20 protein-coding genes and 1 pseudogene are annotated in these 22,297 nt (G+C 70.1%); 11 read left to right on the forward strand and 10 right to left on the reverse strand.

All coding sequences use genetic code 11. The features are described from left to right. Positions 1-102: 102 nt before the first annotated feature. Complete coding sequence (locus ACLJPY_RS16735; protein ID WP_410589497.1) at positions 103-870, forward strand: SAM-dependent methyltransferase; 768 nt, start codon at positions 103-105, stop codon at positions 868-870. 45 nt (positions 871-915) lie between these two features. On the opposite strand, the gene ACLJPY_RS16740 is transcribed toward ACLJPY_RS16735, so the two are convergent. Beyond that, the gene (locus ACLJPY_RS16740; RefSeq protein WP_410589499.1) at positions 916-2,406 is read right to left on the reverse strand and encodes a CoA-acylating methylmalonate-semialdehyde dehydrogenase; all 1,491 of its coding nucleotides are present in this window, start codon (positions 2,404-2,406) and stop codon (positions 916-918) included. Positions 2,407-2,538: 132 nt separating this feature from the next. Here ACLJPY_RS16740 and ACLJPY_RS16745 point away from each other — a divergent pair, with 132 nt between their 5' ends. The 3 genes from ACLJPY_RS16745 (at position 2,539) to ACLJPY_RS16755 (ending at position 5,494) form a co-directional block, all read left to right on the forward strand. After that, positions 2,539-4,176 (forward strand): PucR family transcriptional regulator, encoded by a 1,638-nt coding sequence (locus ACLJPY_RS16745; protein WP_410589501.1) that lies wholly within the window; start codon positions 2,539-2,541, stop codon positions 4,174-4,176. A gap of 55 nt (positions 4,177-4,231) precedes the next feature. Beyond that, entirely contained in the window at positions 4,232-4,567 is a 336-nt protein-coding gene (locus ACLJPY_RS16750; protein WP_410589502.1) for an SSI family serine proteinase inhibitor, read from the forward strand. An 81-nt stretch (positions 4,568-4,648) separates the two neighbouring features. Further along, complete coding sequence (locus ACLJPY_RS16755; RefSeq protein WP_410589503.1) at positions 4,649-5,494, forward strand: helix-turn-helix domain-containing protein; 846 nt, start codon at positions 4,649-4,651, stop codon at positions 5,492-5,494. A 164-nt stretch (positions 5,495-5,658) separates the two neighbouring features. Here the strand turns inward: ACLJPY_RS16755 and ACLJPY_RS16760 are convergent. The 3 genes and pseudogenes from ACLJPY_RS16760 to ACLJPY_RS16770 all read right to left on the reverse strand — a co-directional run bounded on the left by ACLJPY_RS16760 (position 5,659) and on the right by ACLJPY_RS16770 (position 9,072). Continuing rightward, a pseudogene (locus ACLJPY_RS16760) lies at positions 5,659-7,126 on the reverse strand (DUF4153 domain-containing protein). A gap of 285 nt (positions 7,127-7,411) precedes the next feature. Then, positions 7,412-8,404, reverse strand: a complete 993-nt coding sequence (locus ACLJPY_RS16765) for an ATP-binding protein (protein WP_410589505.1) — start codon at positions 8,402-8,404, stop codon at positions 7,412-7,414. Next, positions 8,401-9,072 carry a response regulator transcription factor gene (locus tag ACLJPY_RS16770; RefSeq protein WP_410569690.1) on the reverse strand — a complete coding sequence of 224 codons (672 nt, stop codon included), beginning with the start codon at positions 9,070-9,072 and terminating at the stop codon, positions 8,401-8,403. The genes ACLJPY_RS16765 and ACLJPY_RS16770 overlap by 4 nt, the downstream gene beginning before the upstream one ends. Before the next feature lie 241 nt (positions 9,073-9,313). On the opposite strand from ACLJPY_RS16770, the gene ACLJPY_RS16775 reads away from it, so the two are divergent. From ACLJPY_RS16775 to ACLJPY_RS16800, 6 genes are all read left to right on the forward strand, one after another. After that, positions 9,314-10,882 (forward strand): NCS1 family nucleobase:cation symporter-1, encoded by a 1,569-nt coding sequence (locus ACLJPY_RS16775; RefSeq protein ID WP_410589507.1) that lies wholly within the window; start codon positions 9,314-9,316, stop codon positions 10,880-10,882. A 10-nt stretch (positions 10,883-10,892) separates the two neighbouring features. Continuing rightward, entirely contained in the window at positions 10,893-11,675 is a 783-nt protein-coding gene (locus ACLJPY_RS16780) for a nitrilase-related carbon-nitrogen hydrolase (RefSeq protein WP_410589920.1), read from the forward strand. Further along, the gene (hydA, locus tag ACLJPY_RS16785) at positions 11,675-13,057 is read left to right on the forward strand and encodes a dihydropyrimidinase (RefSeq protein WP_410589509.1); all 1,383 of its coding nucleotides are present in this window, start codon (positions 11,675-11,677) and stop codon (positions 13,055-13,057) included. Before ACLJPY_RS16780 ends, hydA begins: the two co-directional genes overlap by 1 nt. 9 nt (positions 13,058-13,066) lie before the next feature. Beyond that, positions 13,067-14,065 carry a TIGR03842 family LLM class F420-dependent oxidoreductase gene (locus ACLJPY_RS16790; RefSeq protein WP_410589510.1) on the forward strand — a complete coding sequence of 333 codons (999 nt, stop codon included), beginning with the start codon at positions 13,067-13,069 and terminating at the stop codon, positions 14,063-14,065. 189 nt (positions 14,066-14,254) lie between these two features. Continuing rightward, positions 14,255-15,424, forward strand: coding sequence for a type I restriction endonuclease (locus ACLJPY_RS16795; RefSeq protein ID WP_410589512.1), 1,170 nt, complete (start codon positions 14,255-14,257; stop codon positions 15,422-15,424). A 109-nt stretch (positions 15,425-15,533) separates the two neighbouring features. Further along, positions 15,534-16,343, forward strand: coding sequence for a nucleotidyltransferase domain-containing protein (locus ACLJPY_RS16800; protein ID WP_410589514.1), 810 nt, complete (start codon positions 15,534-15,536; stop codon positions 16,341-16,343). Positions 16,344-16,356: 13 nt separating this feature from the next. Here the strand turns inward: ACLJPY_RS16800 and ACLJPY_RS16805 are convergent, their stop codons facing one another. From ACLJPY_RS16805 to ACLJPY_RS16820, 4 genes are all read right to left on the reverse strand, one after another. Continuing rightward, on the reverse strand, positions 16,357-17,586 hold the full coding sequence (locus ACLJPY_RS16805) for a serine hydrolase domain-containing protein (RefSeq protein WP_410589516.1): 1,230 nt from the start codon (positions 17,584-17,586) through the stop codon (positions 16,357-16,359). A 108-nt stretch (positions 17,587-17,694) separates the two neighbouring features. After that, a complete protein-coding gene (locus ACLJPY_RS16810; protein WP_410589518.1) occupies positions 17,695-18,507 on the reverse strand; it encodes a siderophore-interacting protein in 813 nt (270 codons plus the stop codon). Between the two features lie 63 nt (positions 18,508-18,570). Beyond that, on the reverse strand, positions 18,571-18,903 hold the full coding sequence (locus ACLJPY_RS16815; protein ID WP_410589520.1) for a hypothetical protein: 333 nt from the start codon (positions 18,901-18,903) through the stop codon (positions 18,571-18,573). Continuing rightward, on the reverse strand, positions 18,900-19,307 hold the full coding sequence (locus ACLJPY_RS16820; RefSeq protein ID WP_410589522.1) for an SgcJ/EcaC family oxidoreductase: 408 nt from the start codon (positions 19,305-19,307) through the stop codon (positions 18,900-18,902). Before ACLJPY_RS16820 ends, ACLJPY_RS16815 begins: the two co-directional genes overlap by 4 nt. Positions 19,308-19,388: 81 nt before the next feature. On the opposite strand from ACLJPY_RS16820, the gene ACLJPY_RS16825 reads away from it, so the two are divergent. Then, complete coding sequence (locus tag ACLJPY_RS16825; protein ID WP_410589524.1) at positions 19,389-20,090, forward strand: TetR/AcrR family transcriptional regulator; 702 nt, start codon at positions 19,389-19,391, stop codon at positions 20,088-20,090. Here ACLJPY_RS16825 and ACLJPY_RS16830 read toward each other — a convergent pair. Together ACLJPY_RS16830 and hemW are read right to left on the reverse strand one after the other, a co-directional pair. Then, positions 20,087-21,007: an NADP-dependent oxidoreductase gene (locus ACLJPY_RS16830; RefSeq protein WP_410589526.1), complete on the reverse strand. Its 921-nt coding sequence runs from the start codon at positions 21,005-21,007 to the stop codon at positions 20,087-20,089. The two genes, ACLJPY_RS16825 and ACLJPY_RS16830, sit on opposite strands and share 4 nt — an antisense overlap. Before the next feature lie 60 nt (positions 21,008-21,067). Further along, a complete protein-coding gene (gene hemW, locus ACLJPY_RS16835) occupies positions 21,068-22,285 on the reverse strand; it encodes a radical SAM family heme chaperone HemW (RefSeq protein WP_410589528.1) in 1,218 nt (405 codons plus the stop codon). Positions 22,286-22,297: the final 12 nt, after the last annotated feature.

Below are 22,297 nucleotides of genomic sequence, written 5' to 3' on the forward strand. Positions count from 1 at the left end.
AGGGTGAACCCCCGGAGTACCCCGGACGATTCCCGGAAACGCTGTGAGCCGCGGAACCTCCCCGATCGGCGAGCCGCCCCCCGCCCACTACCGTTCTTCCCCATGGCTGACTTGTTCGACGCCGCCGGGATGTACGACGAGGACTACCTGCACTTCTTCGCCTCATCAGCGCGAGCGGGCCGGCCGGCCGGTGCACTCGGGGGCGATGCCGCCGCCGAGCTGACGTGGCGGCTGCTGGACCTGCGCCCGGGCCTGCGAGTGCTGGACCTCGCCTGCGGACACGGCGACCTCGCGCACCGCTTGGCCGCACGCGGCTGCCGGGTCACGGGCCTGGACTCCTCGGCGGTCTTCCTGGACCGGGCCCGCGCCCACGCGGCCGCAGCGGGTATCGACGTCGAATACGTGGCGGGCGACATGCGCCGGCTGCCGTGGACAGCCCGGTTCGACAGGGTCGTCAACTGGTCCACCGCCTTCGGGTACTTCGACGACAGCACCAACCGCGACGTCCTGCGCGGCATCGCCGTCGCGCTGCGGCCCGGTGGCCGGCTCGCGATGGACCTGGACAACCTCCCCGCTTTCCTCGCCGCGTTCGCGCCCTCGCGAGTCGTGGCCGCGCGAGACGACGGCGATCTGCTCGTCGACCGCTACCGGCTGGACGCGCTGACCGGACGGCTCGAAGCGGAACGCACGGTCGTCCGCGACGGCCGGGCCCGGCGGACGCGCTTCGTCAAGCGGTTGTTCGGCTTCCCGGAACTGCGTGACTGGCTCCTCGCCGCGGGCTTCGCCGAGGTGGCGGGCTTCGGCGAAGACGGGGCGCCCCTGACTGCGCACCACCGGCGGATGGTCGTCGTCGCGGAGCTCCCGTCCTAGCCGGTGAACGGCCGTCCCCTGGTCGGCCGAGATGGATTCCGAAGCTCAGGAGTTGTGCGGGAAGCCCAGGTTCACACCCGCGTGCGACCGGTCCGGCCAGCGCGTCGTCACGACCTTCGTCCGCGTGAAGAAGTGGAACCCCTCCGGGCCGTACGCGTGGCTGTCGCCGAACAGCGAGTCCTTCCAGCCGCCGAACGAGTAGTACCCGACCGGGACCGGGATCGGGACGTTGACCCCGACCATCCCGACCTCGACGTCGCTGGAGAACTGCCGCGCGGCCGCCCCGTCGCCGGTGAAGATCGCCACTCCGTTGCCGTACGGGTTGGCGTTGATCAACGCCAGCGCCTCGTCGTACGAAGCCGTGCGCGCCACCGACAGCACCGGCCCGAAGATCTCGTCCGTGTAGATCGACATCGACGGGCGGACGTGGTCGAACAGCGTCGGCCCGAGCCAGAAGCCCTCCCCGGCGACCTCGATGCCCCGGCCGTCGACGACCAGCGCGGCGCCTTCCGACACGCCGGCGTCCACATAGGACGACACGCGGGCGTGGTGCGCCGCCGTCACGAGCGGGCCCATCTCCGACGAAGGGTCGCGGCCGTCGCCGACCTTCAACCTCGCCATCCGCTCGGTGATCTTCGCCACGAGCGCGTCACCCACCGGGTCGACGGCCACGACCACCGACACCGCCATGCACCGCTCCCCCGCCGAGCCGAAGCCGGCCGACACCGCGGCGTCGGCGGCCAGGTCGAGGTCCGCGTCCGGCAGCACCACCATGTGGTTCTTCGCCCCGCCGAGCGCCTGGACGCGCTTGCCGTGCCGGGTGCCGGTTTCGTAGACGTACCGCGCGATCGGCGTCGACCCGACGAACGACATCGCCTTGACGTCGGCGTGCGAGAGGAGCCCGTCGACCGCGACCTTGTCGCCGTGCAGCACGTTCAGCGCGCCCGCGGGCAACCCGGCTTCGGCGAACAGCTCCGCGATGAACACCGCCGCCGACGGGTCCTTCTCGCTCGGCTTCAGCACGACGGTGTTCCCGCAGGCCAGCGCGTTGGGCACGAACCACAGCGGCACCATGGCCGGGAAGTTGAACGGTGAGATCACCCCGACCACGCCCAGCGGCTGGGCGAGGGAATGGACGTCGACGCCGGTGGAGGCGTTCTCGCTGAACCCGCCCTTGAGCAGCTGGGCGGCGCCGCAGGCGAACTCGACGTTCTCGATCGCGCGGGCGATCTCGCCCGCCGCATCGGACTCGACCTTGCCGTGCTCGCTCGTGATGATCTTCGCCAGCTCGTGCTTGCGGGCGGACAGCAGCTCGCGGAAGGCGAACAGCACCCGCGTCCGCCCGGCCAGCGACGTCCCGCGCCAGCCCGGCAGCGCCGCCTTGGCCGCGGCGACGGCGGCCTCGACCTCGGCCTCGCCTGCGAAGTCGACGTGCGCCCGGACCTGCCCGGTGGCCGGGTCGAAGACCTCGCCGGACCGCGTGGCGGTCCCGCCGAACGGCTTGCCGTCGATCCAGTGGCTGATGCGGTCGGTCACGGCGGGCACTCCTTCGCTGGCGGCAACGTCCGACCCGAGTCTCCGGGCCGGTGCCGCGCCAGGCCATCGGCAACGTGTACGGACTCGCAGTCGCGGCCGTACAGTCTGTCCCTGCCGATCATTCGAGGAGCCATGTACCCGACCGTCGCCGAGGTCCTCGCGCTGCCGGTGCTGCGCCAGGGCCGTCCGCACGTCGTCGCCGGCGCCGCCGGGCTGGACGCGCCGGTGCGCTGGGCGCACGTCGCCGAGGTGGCCGACATCGCGCACCTGCTGCGCGGCGGCGAGCTGGTGCTCACCACCGGCGTCGCCCTGCCCGACGACGGCCCGGCGCTCGCCCGGTACGTCGCCGACCTGGCCGGGGTCGGCGCCGCCGGCGTCGTGGTCGAGCTGGTCCGGCACTGGAGCGACAAGCTGCCCGCCGCCCTGGTGGGAGCGGCGGAGGAGCACGGCCTGCCCCTGGTCACGCTCTCGCGCGAGACGCGGTTCGTGAGCGTCACCGAAGCGGTCAACGGCCAGATCGTCGACGCCCAGGTCGCCGAGCTGCGCGCCGCCGAGCGCGTCCACGAGACGTTCACCGCGCTGACGGTCGCGGGCGCCGAACCCGGCGTCGTCCTGGGGGAAGTCGCCCGGCTCACCGAGCAGCCGGTGGTGCTGGAGACGCTCTCGCACGAGGTTCTCGCCTACGACGCGGCCGGCACCGACCCGGCCGAGCTGCTCACCGGCTGGCCGGCCCGGTCGCGGGTGGTCCAGGTCGGCGAGCGGACCGGGTACCACCCGGGTTCGGGCTGGCTGGTGACCGTGGTCGGCGCGCGCGGGCACGACTGGGGGCGGCTGATCGTCGTCTGCGCCGACCAGCCGCCGCACCGCCACCGGGTGGTCGCCGAGCGCGCCGCGTCCGCGCTGGCCGTGCACCGGCTGGTCGCCAAGGATTCCGACGGTCTCGAGCGCCAGGCCCACCGCGCGGTGCTCGCCGAGCTGCTCGCCTCGCCCGCGCCGACGGCCGAGCTGCTGGCCCGCGCCTCGGCCCTGGCGGTGCCGCTGCCCGGACGGCAGCTGGTCGGGCTGGCCGTCCGGCCGCGGCTGACCGAGACCGCGCGCCCGGCACTGTCGACGCCGCCGGTGCTGCGCGAACTGGCCGAGGCGACGGTGCTGGCGGCGCGCCGCGCGAAGGTGTCGGCGCTGGTGGCGACGGACGACCTCGGCGTGCGCGCGCTGATCGCGCTGTCCCCGGAGGCGAACGCCGACGCCGTCCTGCACCGCCTCGCCACCGACGTCCACGACGCCCGCGGCAGCGCGCCGGGCGTGCTCGCGGTGGGCACGACGGTGACGTCCCCGGCCGAAGCCCGCCGGACGTTGCTGGAAGCGAGCCAGGTCGCGGCCGCGGCGCTGGGCACGGGCACCGAACGGGTGGTGCACCGCCTGTCCGACGTCCGCCTGCGCGGCCTGCTGCACCTGCTGGCCGGCGACGAGCGCGTGACGGCGTTCGCCTTCCGCGAGCTGGGCCCGCTGCTGCAGCGCGACGCCGCGACGGGCAGCCGCCTGGTGCAGGCGTTGCGGCACTACTGCGAGCAGGGCGGCAACAAGTCGGCGGCCGCCGCGGCGGCGCACACCTCCCGGACGGCGTACTACCAGCAGCTCGCCCGAATCGAGCAGGTCTTGGGGGTGCGGCTGGAGGACCCGGAGTCGATGTTGTCGCTGTACGTCGCTCTGCTGGCGTGGGACCTCACCCGGACGAGCGAAGAAAACTCACCCGGACGTGCAGCACAGTGATCGGCCCCGGACGGCCGATGACACCGATATGGCCTTGATCCCCCTAGCAGCCTGCTTGCTGAGCCTCAGCTGTCTCGCACCGGCGCAACCCCCGGCCTCGACGCTGCAGCTGACCACCCACGACACCGCCAACCGCATCGGCTCGGTGGTCCTGACGTGCGACCCGGCGGGCGGCACGCACCCCAAGCACGACAAGGCGTGCGCGGTACTGTCGGACGTCGACGGCGACTTTTCGCGGATCACCGCGCGGCACCAGGCGTGCACGCTGATCTACGCCCCGGTCGAAGCGACGGCGATCGGCACCTGGCACGGAAAACCGGTGTCGTTCCAGACGACGTACGCGAACCGGTGCGAAGCCGACCGCAATTCCGACGGGGTCTTCGCCTTCTGACGCAGCCTTTTGACGCAGCACTGCGACAGCTGAACACCATCGCCCGATCGGGCACGGCCTGCTCCCCGGCAGGCTGTGCCCATGCCACCACCGATCGCCACGCCCCGGGCCCGCGCGCTGGGTTTCGGGATGAAGAGAGCCAGGCAGGCGCGGAATCTGAAGGTCCGCGAGCTGGGCCGGTTGATAGATGTGCCGCCGCAGAACATCTCCAGCTGGGAAAGCGGCAAGCGAGTACCGAAGATCGATGAGCTCGCCACCATCCTCGGAGTGCTACGGGTGGAGCCCGCCGAACGCGCGCGGCTGCTCAACCTTGCCCGCTACGCCAACGACCCCAACTGGCTCATCCAGTCGGTCTTGGATGGCCCCACGCTGCTGACCACCTACATCGACTACGAGCGGTCAGCCACCAGCATGGTCGACTGGAGTCCCGGGCTGGTTCCCGGCATGCTTCAGACCCCCTCTTACACCCGAGCCATCTTCGCCAAGACGACTCACCCCGCTTCCCATGTCGAGCACGCGGTGCGGGTTAGGTTCGCTCGTCGCGAGCGGCTGACCGGCCGGAACCCTTTGCAGTGCCAGATCCTGCTCAGCGAAGCTGTGCTGCGCCAGAACATCGGTGGTCCCGCAGTGATGGCCGAGCAGCTTCGCCACCTGCTCTCGGCGATGCGGCTGCGGACCGTTTCGCTGCAGATCGTCCCGAACGGCATCGGCTACCACCCGGGGCAGTACGGGCCGTTCATCATCTTCGGCTACGCCGACCTGCCCTCCATCGTCTACATGGAGCACTATCGGGGCAGCGGATATCTCTACGACGAGCTCAACGTGGCCGATTACCGGAAAGCCACCAAGATCCTGGCCTCGCTGGCGTTGAGCGAGCAGGACTCCGCCGACCTCATCGAGGCGGTCCTCACCGAACTGGAGGCGTGAGCGCCTGTCGCAGATCCGCGACAGCAAACCACGCGATGAAAGCACTCTGCGTTACCACCCGAAAGCACTAACCCTGCTTGAGCGCGCGGAAGCCGCCGGGCCGCCCCCACGACGGCCCGGTGGCTTCCGGTATCCCTTAACCACGCGCTACTCGCCGGTCCGGTTCAGCCGCAGCCCGGCACTGGGCCGAACTTCACCTCACGCGCCGCCGATCGGCTGAGGTTCCACGTCGGCCAGCCGTCCGGGGCGTCGTTGCGCAGCACCTGCCGCAGCACGCACGTGCGCAGCGGTTCCGGCAGGCGGGCCGAGACCACCGGGACCACGTCGGCCGAAAAGCGGGCCAGGTAGCGGTCGTCCAGGGGCTTGCCGGCCGCCGCGCGGTCGAGGTTGGCGTCGGCGATCAGGCGTTCCGGGTCGAGGACGGCCAGCACGAGCAGCGCCGCCGCGGCCGTGCCGATCGCCGCGCGGGGCAGCCACGCCGAGCGCAGCCGGACCAGCGCCGCGATGACCAGCACGAACAGCGCGCCGAACCAGAGTTCGCAGACCTCGACCAGCAGCCTCAAGACGGTGAAGCCGTACGCCTGCTGGTACGTCCACATGCGACTCAACGCCGAGCCGACGAGCACCAGGGTCAGCGCGCTCAGCGTCCCGAGCAGGACGCGCTGCCGGAGCCGGTCGGCCTTCGTCGCGTTCGGCGCCCACCGCAGCGCCGCGGCGACGATCGCCAAGGTCAGCACCGTGACCGCGCACAGCTGCCAGAAGCCGCCGCGGGCGTACTCCGCCGACGTCAGGTTGCTGGTGCGCAGGACGTATCCGGTGCCGCCGAACAGCACGACCAGCCGCACCCCGACGAAAGCCGCGAACACCAGGATCAGCACCACGAGCGGGACCGTCCACTCCAGACCGTACCGAGTCCGGTGTGGACGTTCCGCCGACGCCCGCGGCGCCGGCGCGGCGAGGAAGTAGCAGGCCGGCGGCAACCAGCGTGACGACGGCGAAGACCGAGCACCACCGCACGAGCGTCGCGACGCTGAGATCGGGGATCAGCGCGCTGACGACGGCGGCGAAGGCGGCGTCGGCACTGGCCAGCAGCGGCACGAAGACCCCGACGAGCGCGGCGGCGGCCAGCACGGCGAGCGCGATCCGCCGCGCGACGCCGTCACGGCGGGTGGTGAAGCGCCCGGCCCCACGCCCGACCCACGGGATCGCCCGCACGGCCTCGATCGGGACGGCGAGCATGTCGTAGAGGACGGAGTGCACGGTCCGCTCCCCGACGACGGCCAACGACCCGCTGACGACGGCGGCGAGCACGCAGAGGACGAACAGCCACCCCGACGCCCGCACGCTCCCCATGGCGAGCAGCGCGAGCGCGAGGGCGGCCCACGCGGCATTGCGCCAGGTGAAGGCGCTCGGCGCCCCATCCCGCGAACGCCGATCGGCGACGACAACCGCACCGAAGACCGTCAGCCCGGACAGCAGCCACCCGACCCCGGGCCGATCGACGGGCACCAGAAGCGCCCCGGCCAGCCCGGCGATCCCCGAAGCGGGGAGAACGGCCGCGGGCAACGGAACAACAGCGGACTTCGGCGGCGGCAGCGGCAGCAGGAGAACAGGCGGAGCGGCAACAGCCACGCCACCGCCCGCGACCGAGGCGCCCGGCGCGGCAAAAGTTCCTGTGCTTCCCCGAACTTCCCCCGCCTGCGCCGCCCCGGCCGCGCCCACCCGCTTCCCCCGCGGCACACCCGCCCCCGCGCCCGACTCCCCTCCCGCCGACCCCACCCCCGCGTCCCGCACCGCCCGCTTCCCCCGCGGCACCCGCTCCCCGTCCCGGCCAAAACCGCTCTTCGGCATCCCCACACCTTCCCGTTAGCAAATCCACCCGCCCGCACCCACTCCGGGCGCCAACACCGACCAGCCCTAAGCCGGCAGGCTCACCCGGATCCGGCTGCCCGTCCCCGGCGACGGGTCGACCACCTCGATCGTCCCCCCGTGCAGTTCCACCGCCCACCGGGCGATCGCCAGCCCCAGCCCCGTCCCCCCGCCCGACGGCCGCTCACCCCGGGTGAACCGCTCGAACACCCGCTCCCGGTCCGCCGGTGCGATCCCCGGCCCTTCGTCGCACACGTCGATGCGCACTTCGTCCGGCCGCACCTGCGCCACCACCCGGACCTGACCGCCCGCCGGGCCGTGGCGGGCCGCGTTCTCCAGCAGGTTCGCCACCACCTGGAACAGCCGGCCGCGGTCCGCCGTCACCACCGCGCCCTCCGGGGACACCGACACCTCGAACGTCACCCCGCGGCCCGCGAACGCCACCTCCCCCACGACCTCCGACAGCAGCGACCACAGCGAAAACGACGTCAGCTGGAGCGGCATGGCCCCCGCGTCCAGGCGGGACAGGTCCAGCAGCTCGTCCACCAGCGTCGCCAGGCGCTCGGTCTGCTGCAGCGCCGTCTTCAACGTGGCCGGATCGGGGTCCTCCACCCCGTCGACCAGGTTCTCCAGCACGCCGTTCAACGCCGTGATCGGCGTCCGCAGCTCGTGGGAGACGTTCGCGATCAGCTCCCGGCGCTGCCGGTCCGCGTCGCCGAGGTCGCCCGCCATCTGGTTGAACGCGCGGGCCAGCGAACCGACCTCGTCGCGGGTCGTCGCGCGGATCCGGCGGCTGTAGTCGCCCTTCGCCATCGCCCGCGCCGCCGCCGTCATCTCGCGCAGCGGCCGCGTCATACCGTGGGCCAGCACCTGCGACAACACCAGCGCGAGCACCATCGCGGTGATCGTCGTCTTCGGCGGCAGCCAGCCGATCTGCCAGTTGAAGAACGCGAACGCCACCCCGCCGGACGCCACCATCAGGATCGCCAGCTTCAGCTTGATCGAGCGGATCCGGTCGAGCGGCCGCGGTACGAGGTTCACGAGCCCGCCTCCAGCGCGTAGCCGACGCCGTGCACGGTCCGGATCAGGTCGGCGCCGAGCTTGCGCCGCAGCGCCTTGATGTGGCTGTCCACCGCCCGCGTGCCCGCGGACGTGCCGTGGACGTCCCAGTCCCACACCTCCGACAGCAGCCGTTCGCGCGGCTGCACCACCCGCGGCCGCCGCGCGAAGTGCACGAGCAGGTCGAACTCGATCGGCGTCAGCTGCGCCGCGACCCCCGCCCGGGCGACGCGCCGCTGGTCGACGTCGATCTCGAGGTCACCGAGCACGATCCGCGTGCCCACGACCGACGCCGACCGCTCGACCCGCCGCAGCAGCGCGTGCACCCGGGCCGTCAGCACGCGCATCGAAAACGGTTTCGTGAGGTAGTCGTCGGCGCCGACGCCCAGCCCGACCAGCAGGTCCGTCTCGTCGGCGCGCGCGGTCAGCATCAGCACCGGCACCGGGCGCCGGCCCTGGATGCGGCGGCAGACCTCCAGGCCGTCGAACCCCGGCAGCATCACGTCCAGCACCACGAGGTCGGGCTCGCCCGAGGCATCCGCCTCGACGGCGGCCGGGCCGTCGTGGACGACGTCGACGGTGAACCCCTCGGCCCGCAGCCGGGCCGCGATCGACGCGGCGATCGTGACGTCGTCCTCGACGACGAGCACCCGCCGCCCACCCAGTTCCATGCCCACGACCCTAAGCACCCCCGGTGGAGACGGTCCGCATGAAGTGTGAAGATCCTTTGGAGACGTTTCACCCTCTTTGCCGGTTCGTGACGGCCGGATGTGTGACGCAGGTCATGCACTCCGGGGCCGCTTCGCGCAATCGACAGACTGCACTCTTGATCGCGCAAGAGTGAACAGTCTGCCGTTGCCCCGGCCCTGACGTGGCGCGCAGGATGCCGCAATGGCGCCGACACCCGCAGACCAGCGCGTGCACGACGACGGCCGGGTCGAACTCGACCCCACCGCCGTCCGGTCTCTCGAAGGCAGCCGGTTCTTCAACGAGGAACTGGCCCCCGTCCCCGTCGAAAAGCGGACCTGGACCACCTACAACTACTTCGCGCTCTGGATGGGGATGGCGCACAACATCCCCAGCTACGCCCTGGCCGCGTCGCTGATCGCGCTCGGCATGAACTGGGTGCAGGCGCTGCTCACGATCACGATCGGCAACCTCGTCGTGCTGGCCCCGATGCTGCTCAACAGCCACGCCGGCACGAAGTACGGCATCCCGTTCCCGGTGTTCGCCCGCGCGTTCTACGGCCTGCGCGGCGCCAACCTGGCCGCGCTGCTGCGCGCGTTCATCGCGTGCGGCTGGTTCGGCATCCAGACGTGGGTCGGCGGCGAGGCCATCTACGTCATCCTCGGCCGGCTGCTCGGCTCGTGGTGGCGCGATTCCGCCGTCGTCGCCGGGCAGCACTGGACGCTGTGGCTGTCCTTCGTGGTCTTCTGGATCGGCCAGATGCTCATCATCTGGCGCGGCATGGAGGCCGTCCGCCGGTTCGAGAACTGGACGGCGCCGCTGGTGTCCGTCGGCTTCCTCATCATGCTCGGGTACGTGCTGGTCAAGGCGGGCGGGCTCGGCCCGATCCTGTCCGACGGCGGCAAGCTCGGCTGGGGCCCGGACTTCTGGAAGGTGTTCGCGCCGTCGTTGATGGCGATGATCGCGTTCTGGTCGACGCTGTCGCTGAACATGCCGGACTTCACCCGCTTCGGCGGCAGCCAGCGCAAGCAGGTCCGCGGCCAGGTCCTCGGCCTGCCGACGACGATGACGTTCATCGCGATCGTGGCCATCCTGACCACGTCGGGCGGGCACGTGCTCTACGGCCAGGACATCTGGGACCCGGCGCAGCTGGCCGACAAGTTCACCAGCCCGGTCGTGGTCGTCGTCGCGCTGGTCGCGCTGGTGCTGGCCACGATCTCGGCCAACCTCGCGGCCAACGTCGTCAGCCCGTCCTACGACTTCTCGAACGCGTTCCCGAAGAAGATCACGTTCGCGGTCGGCGGCGGGATCACCGGCGTCATCGGCGTCCTCATCCAGCCGTGGCGGCTGTACTCCGACCCGAACATCTACATCTTCGCCTGGCTCGGCTTCTACGGCGGCCTGCTCGGCGCGGTCGCCGGGGTCCTCGTGGCCGGGTACTGGGTCGTCCACCGCACGAAGCTGCGGCTGAAGGACCTCTACGCACCCGATGGGGTGTATTGGTTCAGCGGAGGCTGGAACTGGCGGGCGCTGGTCGCCACGCTGGTGGGAGCGCTGCTGGCGGTCGGCGGCGCCTACAGCGCCGACGGCAAGCCGTTCCCCGCCGACGGCATCATCCCCTTCCTCAAGCCTCTTTACGACTACAACTGGGTGATCGGCCTGGTCGGCGCGTTCGTCGTCTTCGCCGCCCTGTCCCTGCCCTTGTCAACAACGAAGGAGGAGATCAGTGAGCGTGGTTCGAGCCGGATTGATCCAGCAGCGGTGGACGGGTGACAAGGAGTCCATGATCAAGGCGGCGGTCGACCACATCGCCACCGCCGCTTCCCAGGGCGCGCAGGTCGTCTGCCTCCAGGAGCTGTTCTACGGGCCGTACTTCTGCCAGGTGCAGGACGCCGACTACTACTCCTACACCGAGGCCATCCCCGACGGCCCGACGACCCAGCTCATGCAGGAGGTGGCCGAGCGCCACGGCATCGTGCTGATCGTGCCGATGTACGAGGTCGAGCAGCCGGGCGTCTACTACAACACCGCCGCGGTGATCGACGCCGACGGCACCTACCTCGGCAAGTACCGCAAGAACCACATCCCGCAGGTCAAGGGGTTCTGGGAGAAGTTCTACTTCCGGCCCGGCAACCTCGGTTACCCGGTGTTCGACACGGCGGTGGGCCGCATCGGCGTCTACATCTGCTACGAGCGGCACTTCCCGGAGGGCTGGCGCGCGCTCGGCCTGGCCGGGGCGAAGATCGTGTTCAACCCGTCGGCGACCAGCCGCAGCCTGTCGCAGTACCTGTGGAAGCTGGAGCAGCCGGCGGCGGCGGTCGCGAACGAGTACTTCGTCGGCGCGATCAACCGCGTGGGTGTGGAACCGCTGGGCGACAACGACTTCTACGGTCAGACGTACTTCGCCGACCCGCGCGGGCAGCTGATCGACGGCGCCGCCTCCGACACCGACGACGAGGTTGTGGTGCGCGACCTCGACATGTCACTGCTGGAGGAAGTCCGGAACACCTGGGCGTTCTACCGCGACCGCCGTCCGGACACCTACGGCCCGCTCGCGGAGGCCTGATGACCACGCTCATCACGGGCGGTCAGGTCGTTTCGCCTTCGGGCGCGTTCTTGGCGGACGTCCTCGTCGACGGCGAAACCATCGCCGTCGTCGGGGCGCCCGGGACGCTGACCGGCGACGAGACGATCGACGCCACCGGGAAGTACGTGCTGCCCGGCGGCATCGACGCGCACACCCACATGGAGATGCCGTTCGGCGGCACCCATTCGGTGGACACGTTCCCGACCGGGACGACGGCGGCCGCGTGGGGCGGCACGACGACGATCATCGACTTCGCCGTGCAGGCGAAGGGCACATCTCTTCTGTCCACTTTGGACAACTGGCACGCCAAGGGGGACGGCAACTGCGCGATCGACTACGGCTTCCACATGATCGTCTCCGACGTCAACGACCAGTCGCTGAAGGAGATGGAAGCCTGCATCGACGGCGGCGTCGGCAGCTTCAAGATGTTCATGGCCTATCCGGGGGTGTTCTACTCCACGGACGGGGAAATCCTGCTGGCGATGCAGAAAGCCCGCGAAATCGGCGCTACGATCATGATGCACGCCGAAAACGGCATCGCGATCGACCAGCTGGCGGCGCAGGCCTTCGCCGCGGGCCACATCGATCCGGTGCAGCACGGCCTCACCCGGCCGCCGGAACTGGAGGGAGAAGCGACATCGCGGGCGATCCAGCTCGCGAAGGTGACCGGAGCACCGTTGTACATCGTGCACCTGTCGGCGTCGCAAGCGCTGGCGGCGGTGGCGGAAGCGCGTAACGACGGTCAGAACGTCTTCGCCGAGACGTGCCCGCAGTACCTCTACCTGTCCATCGAGGACCTGGCGAAGCCGGACTTCGAGGGCGCGAAGTACGTGGCTTCGCCGCCGCTGCGGGAGAAGTCGCACCAGGCGGACCTGTGGCGCGGGCTGCGGACGAACGACCTGTCCGTGGTGTCCACCGACCACTGCCCCTTCTGCTTCAAGGACCAGAAGGAGCTGGGGCGCGGTGACTTCCGGGCCATCCCGAACGGGATACCGGGGGTCGAGCACCGGATGGACCTGCTGCACCAGGGCGTCGTCGCGGGTCAGCTGACGTTGGGTCGCTGGGTGGAGACGTGCTCGGCGACGCCGGCGCGGATGTTCGGGCTGTACCCCAGGAAGGGAGTGATCGCGGCGGGTTCGGACGCGGACATCGTGATCTACGACCCTTCCGCTCGGCAGACGCTGTCGGCTTCGACGCACCACATGAACGTGGACTACTCGGCGTACGAAGGGTTCGAGATCACCGGCCGGGTGCACACGGTGCTTTCGCGTGGGCGCGTGATCGTTTCGCCGGACGGGTTCACCGGGTCGACGTCGCACGGCAAGTTCCTGTCCCGGTCGCTGAACCAGTACCTGAACTAGGAGCGGGCCATGGACTTCGGGATCGTGCTGCAGACGGACCCGCCCGCGCGGGACGTCGTGCGGCTGATGAAGGACGCCGAGGACTGCGGGTTCCGCTACGGCTGGACGTTTGACTCCTGCGTACTGTGGCAGGAGCCGTTCGTCATCTACTCGGCTGTGCTGGCCGCAACTTCTTCGCTCGTCGTGGGACCGATGGTGACCAGTCCCGGGACGCGGGACTGGTCGGTGATGGCGTCGACGTTCGCCACGCTGAACGACATGTACGGCAACCGGACGGTCTGCGGCATCGGCCGCGGCGACTCGGCGCACCGGGTGGTCGGCAAACCGCCGTCCACGCTGGCCACCGTGCGCGACTGCATGCGCGTGGTCAAGGACCTGGCCGAGGGGCGCGAGGCGGTTCTTCGCGACAAGACCGTGCGCATCCCGTGGGTCCGGAACGGGCAGCTCGAGATGTGGATGGCCGGCTACGGGCCGAAGGCGCTGCAGACGGTCGGCGAGCACGCGGACGGCTTCATCCTGCAGTGCGCGGACCCGGCGATCGCCCGCTGGACGATCGGCGCGGTCCGCGACGCGGCCCGAGCGGCCGGCCGCGACCCGGCCGGCATCACGATCTGCGTCGCAGCACCGGCGTACGTCGGCGAAGACCTGCCGCACCAGCGCGAACAGCTGCGCTGGTTCGGCGGAATGGTCGGCAACCACGTGGCGGACCTGGTGGCGCGGTACGGCTCGTCGGGCGCGGTACCGCGGGAGCTGACGGACTACATCCGCGAGCGCGAAGGCTACGACTACAGCCACCACGGCAAGGCGGGCAACCCGTCGACGGAGTTCGTCCCGGACGAGATCGTGGACCGCTTCTGCCTGCTCGGCCCGCCGTCATCCCACGTCGAGCGGCTGCAGGAGCTGGCAGAGCTGGGCGTGGACCAGTTCTCCCTGTACCTGATGCACGACGACCGCGAAGCGACGCTGGCGTCGTACGGGTCGCAGATCATCCCGAAGCTCACCGCGTAGGGCCCGCACGCTCCGACTTGGTCAAGTGTTGGCCATCTGGACGGGACGTCGGTTGATTTATTCCTGATTTTTGCTCGTGCGGGGCAGTAACAGAAGGAACGGAGTCACCGATCCAGATATCGCACCAGTAGCCGGACGACGAGGCACACTTCGGCATCCGGACCAGTTCCCGCACAGAACGGCACCGGCATGGACATCGCGGAGCGCGCGCAAGCACTCGCCCTGAAGATCCGCAAGCACAAGGAGGGCATCGAGACCGAAGAGGCGACGAAGAACGCCTTCGTCATGCCGTTCATCAGCACTGTCCTCGGTTACGACGTGTTCAACCCGGCCGAGGTGATTCCCGAGTTCACCGCCGACGTGGGCACGAAGCGGGGCGAGAAGATCGATTACGCGATCGTGCACAACGGTCAGGTGCAGGTCCTGGTCGAGGCCAAGAAGATCAACGATCCACTTCGGATCGAACACGCTTCCCAGCTGTTCCGCTACTTCGCCGTGACCAACGCCAGGATCGCCATCCTGACGAACGGCCAGGTCTACGAGTTCTACACCGATCTCGACGCGCCGAACCGGATGGACGCCAAGCCGTTCCTTGTCCTGGATTTCGCCGACATCGACGACACCCTGCTGCCCGAACTGGCCAAACTCACGAAAGAGTCCTTCGACCTCGACTCGGTCATCAGTGCCGCAGGCGAGCTGAAGTACATCGGGCAGTTGAAACGCATTCTCGCCGCCCAGTTCAAGGAACCGGAGGACGACTGGGTCAAGTTCCTCACCACGAGGGTGTACGAGGGCGCGTTCACGCAGAGGGTCCGCGACCAGTTCGGCCCTCTGGTGGCCAAAGCCACCCGTCAGTTCTTGAACGAGCAGGTCAACGACCGGTTGAAGAACGCGCTCGGCGGTCCCGACTCCTACGTGAGCGTGTCGAGCGGGAGCGTCGTCCAACCGGAGCAGCAAGAACCGGCTCCGACCGGCGAAACCGGTCTGCTCGAGGAAAACGAACGGGTCGTCACGACCGAGGAGGAGCTCGAGGGCTACCGGATCGTCCGCGCCATCGTCTGCGCCGAGGTGCCTGCTTCGCGGATCGCCGCACGCGATACCCAAACGTACTTCGGCGTTCTCCTGGACGACAACAACCGCAAGCCGATTGCCCGGTTGTGGTTCAACCGTTCGAAGAAGTACCTCGGCGTGTTCGACGAGAACAAGGTCGAAACCCGCTTGCCGATCACCACGGTCGAGGACATCTACCAGCACGCCGACCACTTGAGGACCACTGTGGCCAGGTATCTCACTGGCACACGCCCGCAGGCCGCAACGCTTGAAGCGCTCACACCGGCACAGCCCACCAGCGTCCGGTAGAACGGTCAGGTCTTGGCACTGTCTCAACGAGCGGAGTCGGATGAAACGCAGCCGAGCGACTGCGCTGGTTGAGGGATTGCTCCACAACTTGGCATCGGACGAGTGGCCCGTGCCGCTCGTCCAGTCCATCTACGTCTTCGGCTCGTACGCCCGTGGCGCATTGGAGCCCGCCGACGTGGACATCGCGGTGGATTTCAGCCGCGACAGACGCTGGACCAGCCACTTCGTGCACTGCATGTCCTACGGCAAGAACCCTTACGTGGTCTTCAACAAAGCACTGCGCGGGAACAGCCGGAGTGTGTCGATCATCTTCGAGCCGCAGAGCTATGAGGACATCCCCATGACTCTTCTCTGGCAACGTGGGGAATCCATCGACACCGCGCTGGAACGCCTCCACGCGATACCCGCCGATCCCGCCGCCGGCCGAGCACCGCGTCACGGGATGCTTCCGTGCTTCGATGGACTCGACGAGTGGATTCCCCGCCCGGTGCGGGAGGAGGTTGCCGGCCTCGTCGAAGACGAAGTCGTCACCGTTGAGCAGTTGACGCTGGTGGACAAGGCGGTGGTTGATCCCACCATCAGCGAACTCATCGAATCCCGCTGGATCGAGACGAGCCCGCTGCGCCGCGCCGCCCGAGCGGCGGTCGCGCATCTGGAAGAGCGAGGCGCGGACCTTCACTCGCTCTTTCTGCACGGCGAGGACACGGGAGCCGAGCTCACACCGTTCTCGATCGGGTTCCAGCTCACGCATCTCCGATCGATGCTCCGCATTTTCGCCGAGTACGGCGGGCAGGAGTGGATCGAGGTCGTCCATCCCACCCGCCGCAGTCCGCTGCACGCACTGCGCATAGTGCTGAAGGACCGTCGTAAGCTGGAAGCGAAGAAAATGCCGTCGTTGTCCTACTTCGCCCCTTGGTAAGAGCAGATCCGGCTCAGTCCACCAGTGCTTGGTAAACCAGCTGCCTCAGCTGGGGGCGCAGCCGGTAGGTGCTCGACGGCAGCAGTTGCGTGTAGAAGCCCACCGTCAGGTCCTCGTCCGGGTCCACCCAGAACGCCGTCGATGCTGCGCCGCCCCAGGCGTACTCGCCTGCTGAGGACGGGGTTCGGGCCTTCACCGGGTCCTCCAGGACCGAGAAGCCCAGGCCGAAACCGTGGCCGTCGAAGGGCATTTCGGCGAACAACGGGCGGCCGAACTGCTCCAGGTCCACGTGGCCCGGCAGGTGGTTGCTGGCCATCGGGGCCACCGTGCGCGGGGACAGCAGCCTCGCTCCCTCCAGTTCGCCGCCGCGGAGGAGCATTTCGGTGAACCGCCAGTAGTCCGGGGCCGAGGACACCAGGCCTCCGCCGCCGGAGAGGCAGTCCGGGGCCGTGGTGCCCAGGCGGCCGAAGGCGTCGTTGCGGGTTGCGCGGCCCGATGCCGGGTTGCGGACGTACATCGCCGCCAGGCGGTCCGGGGATGCTGCCACGAAACCCGTGTCCGTCATGCTCAGCGGCGCGAAGATGCGTGACGCGAAGAACTCGTCCAGCGACAGGCCGGACACCACCTCGACAAGGCGGCCGAGCACGTCCGTGGCCACCGAATAGTTCCACTCCGCGCCCGGCTGGAACAGCAGGGGCAGCGAGGCCCACTTCTCCGTGCAGGCGGCCAGGTCGAGGCCCGGCGGGGTGCCCCACTCGAAGCCCGCCGCGCGGTAGATCGCGTCCACCGGGTGGCCGTGGTGGAAGCCGTACGTCAGGCCCGCCGTGTGCGTCAGCAGGTGCCACACGCGGATCGGCGAACGCGCCGGCTCGGTCGACGGCGCCAGTGCCGAGCCCTTGACGTACACCCGCGGCGACTCGAACTCCGGCAGCCACCGCGAGATCGGGTCGTCCAGCTCCAGCAGGCCCTCTTCGGCGAGCATCATCACCGCCACCGAGGTGATCGGCTTGGTCATCGAGAAGATCCGCCACAGCGTGTCCGTCTCGACCGGCAGCGCCGCTTCGACGTCCCGGTGCCCGCCGCGCCCCACGTGGACGATGCGCCCGTGCCTGCTCACCACCGCGAGCCAGCCCGGCAACCGGCCGTCCTCGACGTACCGGTCGAAATGCGCGTCGATCCGGGCCAGCCGCGTCGCGTCGAAGCCGGCCTCGGCCGGGTCGACGTCCACTTCGAAATCCGCCATGCGGCGAGGCTACTGTGCCGATGAGCACCAAGCCGACCACAGTCACCGCCGAATCCCTCGGTGGCCACGGTTTCGCGCCGTGAGGACGGCCTGCTTTCGGCCGGCTCGTTACTTCTCCCGCGCCCGCTCGGCCGCCTTCTCCTCGCGCCACGCTTCGTCGTTCTTGCCTTCGCGCCAGTAGCCCGAAACGGACAGCAGCTCGCGCCGCACCCCGCGCTCCTCGAGCAGGTAGCGCCGCAGCTCGCGCACGAACCCGGCTTCGCCGTGGACGAACGCCTGGACCACGCCTTCACGCCACGGCAGCGCGCGCACCGCCGCGGCGACGTCGCCGCCGGACGCCCGGTGCAGCCAGGTGATCTGCGCGTCCGCCTTCGTGACCAGCGGCTGCTGCTCGTCCGCGTTGTCGACGAGGATCACCGCGTGCGCCGGAACCCCGGCCGGCAGCGCTTCGAGCGAAGACGCGATGGCCGGCAGCGCGCTCTCGTCCCCGGCCAGCAGGTGCCAGTCCGCCTCGGCGCCGGGCGCATACGCACCGCCCGGGCCCAGCACCAGCAACTCGTCACCCGGCTGGGCCGACGCGGCCCACGGACCGGCGATGCCCTCGTCGCCGTGGTGGACGAAGTCCAGCACCAGCTCCCCGGCCTCCGGGTCGAACCCGCGGACGGTGTAGGAGCGCTGCCGCGGCCAGTGCTCCCGCGGCATCGTGGCCCGGCACTCCTGCACGTCGAACGGCTCCGGGTACTCGACGCCGGGCACCTTGAACAGCACCTTCACGTAGGCGTCGGTGAACTCGTTCGGCGTGAACGCCGCGATCCCTTCGCCGCCCGCGACGATCCGGATCATGTGCGGGGTCAGCCGCTCGGTCCGCAGCACCCGCAGCCGCACCGCGGGACGCCCGGACCGCCGGGGTGCTTCAGCCATCGACCACTCCAACCGTCACTAAGGCTTACCTAAGTCACCCTACGCGCCGGAATCGGCGCGCGGCTACTCCGGTGTACCCAGATCTTCCAGCAACCTCCCGAACCCCGTCGCCACTTTCCCCCGGAACCCGACGAAGAACCGGTTCGCCAACGGCACGCCCCAGCGCCCCCAGGACGCGGCGTTGACGACCCGGTGCTCTACGCGCGCCCCGGCCGGATCGGCCGTGACGCGGTACTCGCCGCGGTACCACCAGCCGCCCTGGACCGCGACGAACCCGCGTGCACTGTCGACATCCATCCGCATCGGGTGGCCACTGCTCAGCTTCAGCCGCAGCCGTTCGAACACCTCCTCCGGCGGTCGCGCCACCACCCCGGACGCTTCCGCAAGCGTTTTCACCCGCGCGGATCCGAAACCCGCGTGTTCTGGAACGCCGTGATCAGCCACTCCTCTCCCTCCCGGACGAGGACGAACGACACGGTCGACTCACGCCCGGCATCGGTCGTCTCGGCCCCGTTCAGCGACGAGCCGCCGCCGACGACGACCACGGCGACGTCGGGCCGCACGAACCGCACTTTCGCCGACGCCCCGAGCTGCCCGGTCAGCTTCGAGCCCCGCAACGGCCCCTCGAACAACGCCCGGTGCGAACTCTCGATCGCTTCCCGCCCGGAGAAGTTCGCCCCGAAGAACGTGACGTAATCCGCGTCTTCGGTGAACAGCCGCCCGTACGCGGCGGCATCACCGGCGTTCCACGCGTCGGTGAGCCGCTCGAGCACCCCACGGACCTCGGCTTCGGCAGTCATGACCATCCCCCTTCGAACGGCGTTCGTCCTACGAACACCGTTCTACTCTCGAACGACGTTCGCGTCAAGTACAGTGTTCGGGTGACCGTTCCCCCGCCGCCGTGGCGCAGCGCTCCCCGCCGCCGCGCCGCGAAACCCGCCCTCTCCCAGGCCTCGATCGTGCGAGCGGCCTTGATCGTCCTGGACGACGAGGGGTTCGACGCGGTCACCATGCGGCGGATCGCGCAGGAGCTGGAGACCGGACCTGCGTCGCTGTACGCGCACGTCGCCAACAAGGACGAGCTGGCGGAGCTGATGCTCGACGCCGTGCTCGCCGACATCCAGGTCCCCGAACCGGATCCGGCGCGCTGGGACGAACAGGTCAAGGACCTCGTCCGCAGCCAGATCCGGGTGATGGCCGCACACCGCGGCATCGCGCGCATCGCGTGGGACATCCCCGTGCCGGTCACGCCCAACTCGCTGAAGCTGGGCGAAGCGACCCTCGCTCTGCTTCGCGCGGGCGGGTTGACCCTCAAGCAGGCGACCTTCGCGGGCGACGCGTTGGCGCTGTACGCCAAGGCGTACGCCTACGAAGCGAGCGGCTGGACCTGGGGCGAGATCGACCAGGCCGAAGTCGGCGAACGCGGCAAGCAGATGGTGGCGTACATGCGGTCACTGCCCGCCGAGTCGTTCCCCAACCTGCTGCACGTCGGCGAGTTCTTCTCCGCCGAGACGGCGGAGGAACGCCTCGAGTTCGCGCTCGAGACGTACCTCGCCGGCCTGAAGGTGCTGGTGAAGAACTAGGGCCGCAGCACGATCTTGCCGCGCGTGTGCCGCTGTTCCAGCTCGCGGTAGGCGTCCCGGACCTCGTCCAGCGGGTAGACGCGGGCGATCGGCAGCGTCAGCAATCCCTTGTCCAGCAGCAGGCCCAGCTCGCGCAGCACGTCGGCCGACGCGGCGGCCGCGTTGCCGTCGGCCTTCACGTTGTACTTCTGCGCCGCGGCGAAATCGATGATCGTGTCGATCCGGCCCGGGTGGATGCCCAGGTGCAGGGCCAGTTCGACGTAGCCGGAGCCGAAGGTGTCGACGAACGCGTGCACGCCGGAGGGCGCGGCTTCGCGGATCCGCTCCAGCACGCCGTCGCCGTAGGACACCGGGATGACGCCGAGTTCGCGCAACCACTCGTGGTTCGCCTCGCCGGCCAGGCCGATCACCGTCGCGCCGGCCAGCTTGGCCAGCTGCACCGCGAGCGAGCCCACGCCACCCGCGGCTCCCGAGACGACGACCGTCTCCCCTTCGCGCGGGCACACCGCGGCCACCGCGGCGTACGCGGTGGTGCCGGCCACGAACAGCGAGCCGGCGACCTCCCACGAAACGCCTTCGGGCCGCGGCGTGAGGTTCGCGGCCTCCGCGACGACGAAGTCGGCGTGGCTCGACCGCGTGTCGACGAACCCGATCACCTCGTCGCCGACGACGACGTCCGAGACGCCTTCGCCGAGTGACACGACCACTCCCGCGAAGTCACTGCCCTGGCCCGAGGGGAACGTCGCCGGGTACCGCTCGTGGAGCAGTCCCTTCCGGATGGACGCCTCGCCCGGGTTGATCCCCGCGGCGCGGACCTCGACGAGCACCTGACCCGGTCCGGGCACCGGCCGCGGGACGTCCTCGACCCGCAGGACCTCCACGTCGCCGTACTCGTCGAACCTGATCGCGCGCGCCATGGGGGCCTCCTCTAAGTCGTTGCTCAATACAAGCAACCACCCGGTCCCCGGTTTTAATCCCTAGCCGGCGAGGCGCCGGACCACCCCGTCGGCCAGCAGCCGGCCGCGGTCGGTGAGCACCGCCCGGCCCCGGGAGTCCAATGCGGACGGATCCAGCAGCCCCTCGGCCGCCGCCGCGCGCGCCTCGGCCAGCCCCGGTTCGTCCAGCACGTCGAGCGGAAGCCCGTCCGCGACGCGCAGCTCGAGCATGATCCGCTCGAGGTGCTGGTCGTCGTCGGTCAGGACCTCCCGCCCGCCCGCGGGCGAGTTCCCCTCGGCGAGCAGTGCGGCGTACCGGGCCGGGTGCTTGACGTTCCACCAGCGCACCCCGCCGACGTGGCTGTGCGCGCCCGGACCGGCGCCCCACCAGTCGTCCCCGCGCCAGTAGCCGAGGTTGTGGCGGCAGCGGGCGTCGTCGGAGGCCGCCCAGTTCGACACCTCGTACCAGCGCAGCCCCGCCGAGGACAGCGTGGCGTCGATCATCTCGTAGTCCGCGGCCAGCACGTCGTCGTCCGGCGCGGGCAGCTCGCCGCGGCGGACGCGGCGGGCCAGCGCCGTGCCTTCCTCGACGATCAGCGCGTACGCCGAGACGTGGTCGACCCCGGCGGCCAGCACGGCGTCGAGCGTCGCGAGGAGGTCGTCGGGACGCTCGCCGGGCGTGCCGTAGATCACGTCGAGGTTCACGTGGTCGAACCCGGCCGCGCGCGCTTCGGCGGCGGCCTGGCCCGGGCGGCCCGGGGTGTGCACGCGGTCGAGGATCTTCAGCACGTGCGGCGCGGCCGACTGCATGCCCAGCGACACCCGCGTGTAGCCGGCTTCGCGGATTCCCGCGAAGAACTCCGGCGACGTCGATTCCGGGTTCGACTCCGTCGTCACCTCAGCACCGGGTGCCAGCCCGAAGACGTCGCGGACGGCGTCGAGCACCGATCGCAGCCCGTCCGCGCCGAGCAGCGACGGCGTGCCGCCGCCGACGAACACCGTGTCGGCGGCCGGCGGCACGACGAGCACGCGCGCGGCGAGCTCCAGCTCGCGGCGCAGCCCGTCGAGCCAGGACTGCGGCGACGAGCCCGTGTCCAGCTCGCCGGCGGTGTAGGTGTTGAAGTCGCAGTACCCGCAGCGGGTGGCGCAGAACGGGACGTGCACGTACACCCCGAACGCTCTGCTGCCGAGCCCCGCCAGCGCGCTCTCCGGCAACGCCGGATCGATCGGTGTGGCGGGGTCGGGACGCAGCTGGGGCACACTCGAATTGTC

It is taken from the genome of Amycolatopsis sp. lyj-23 (assembly GCF_046549135.1).
In the GTDB taxonomy this organism is placed as follows: domain Bacteria; phylum Actinomycetota; class Actinomycetes; order Mycobacteriales; family Pseudonocardiaceae; genus Amycolatopsis.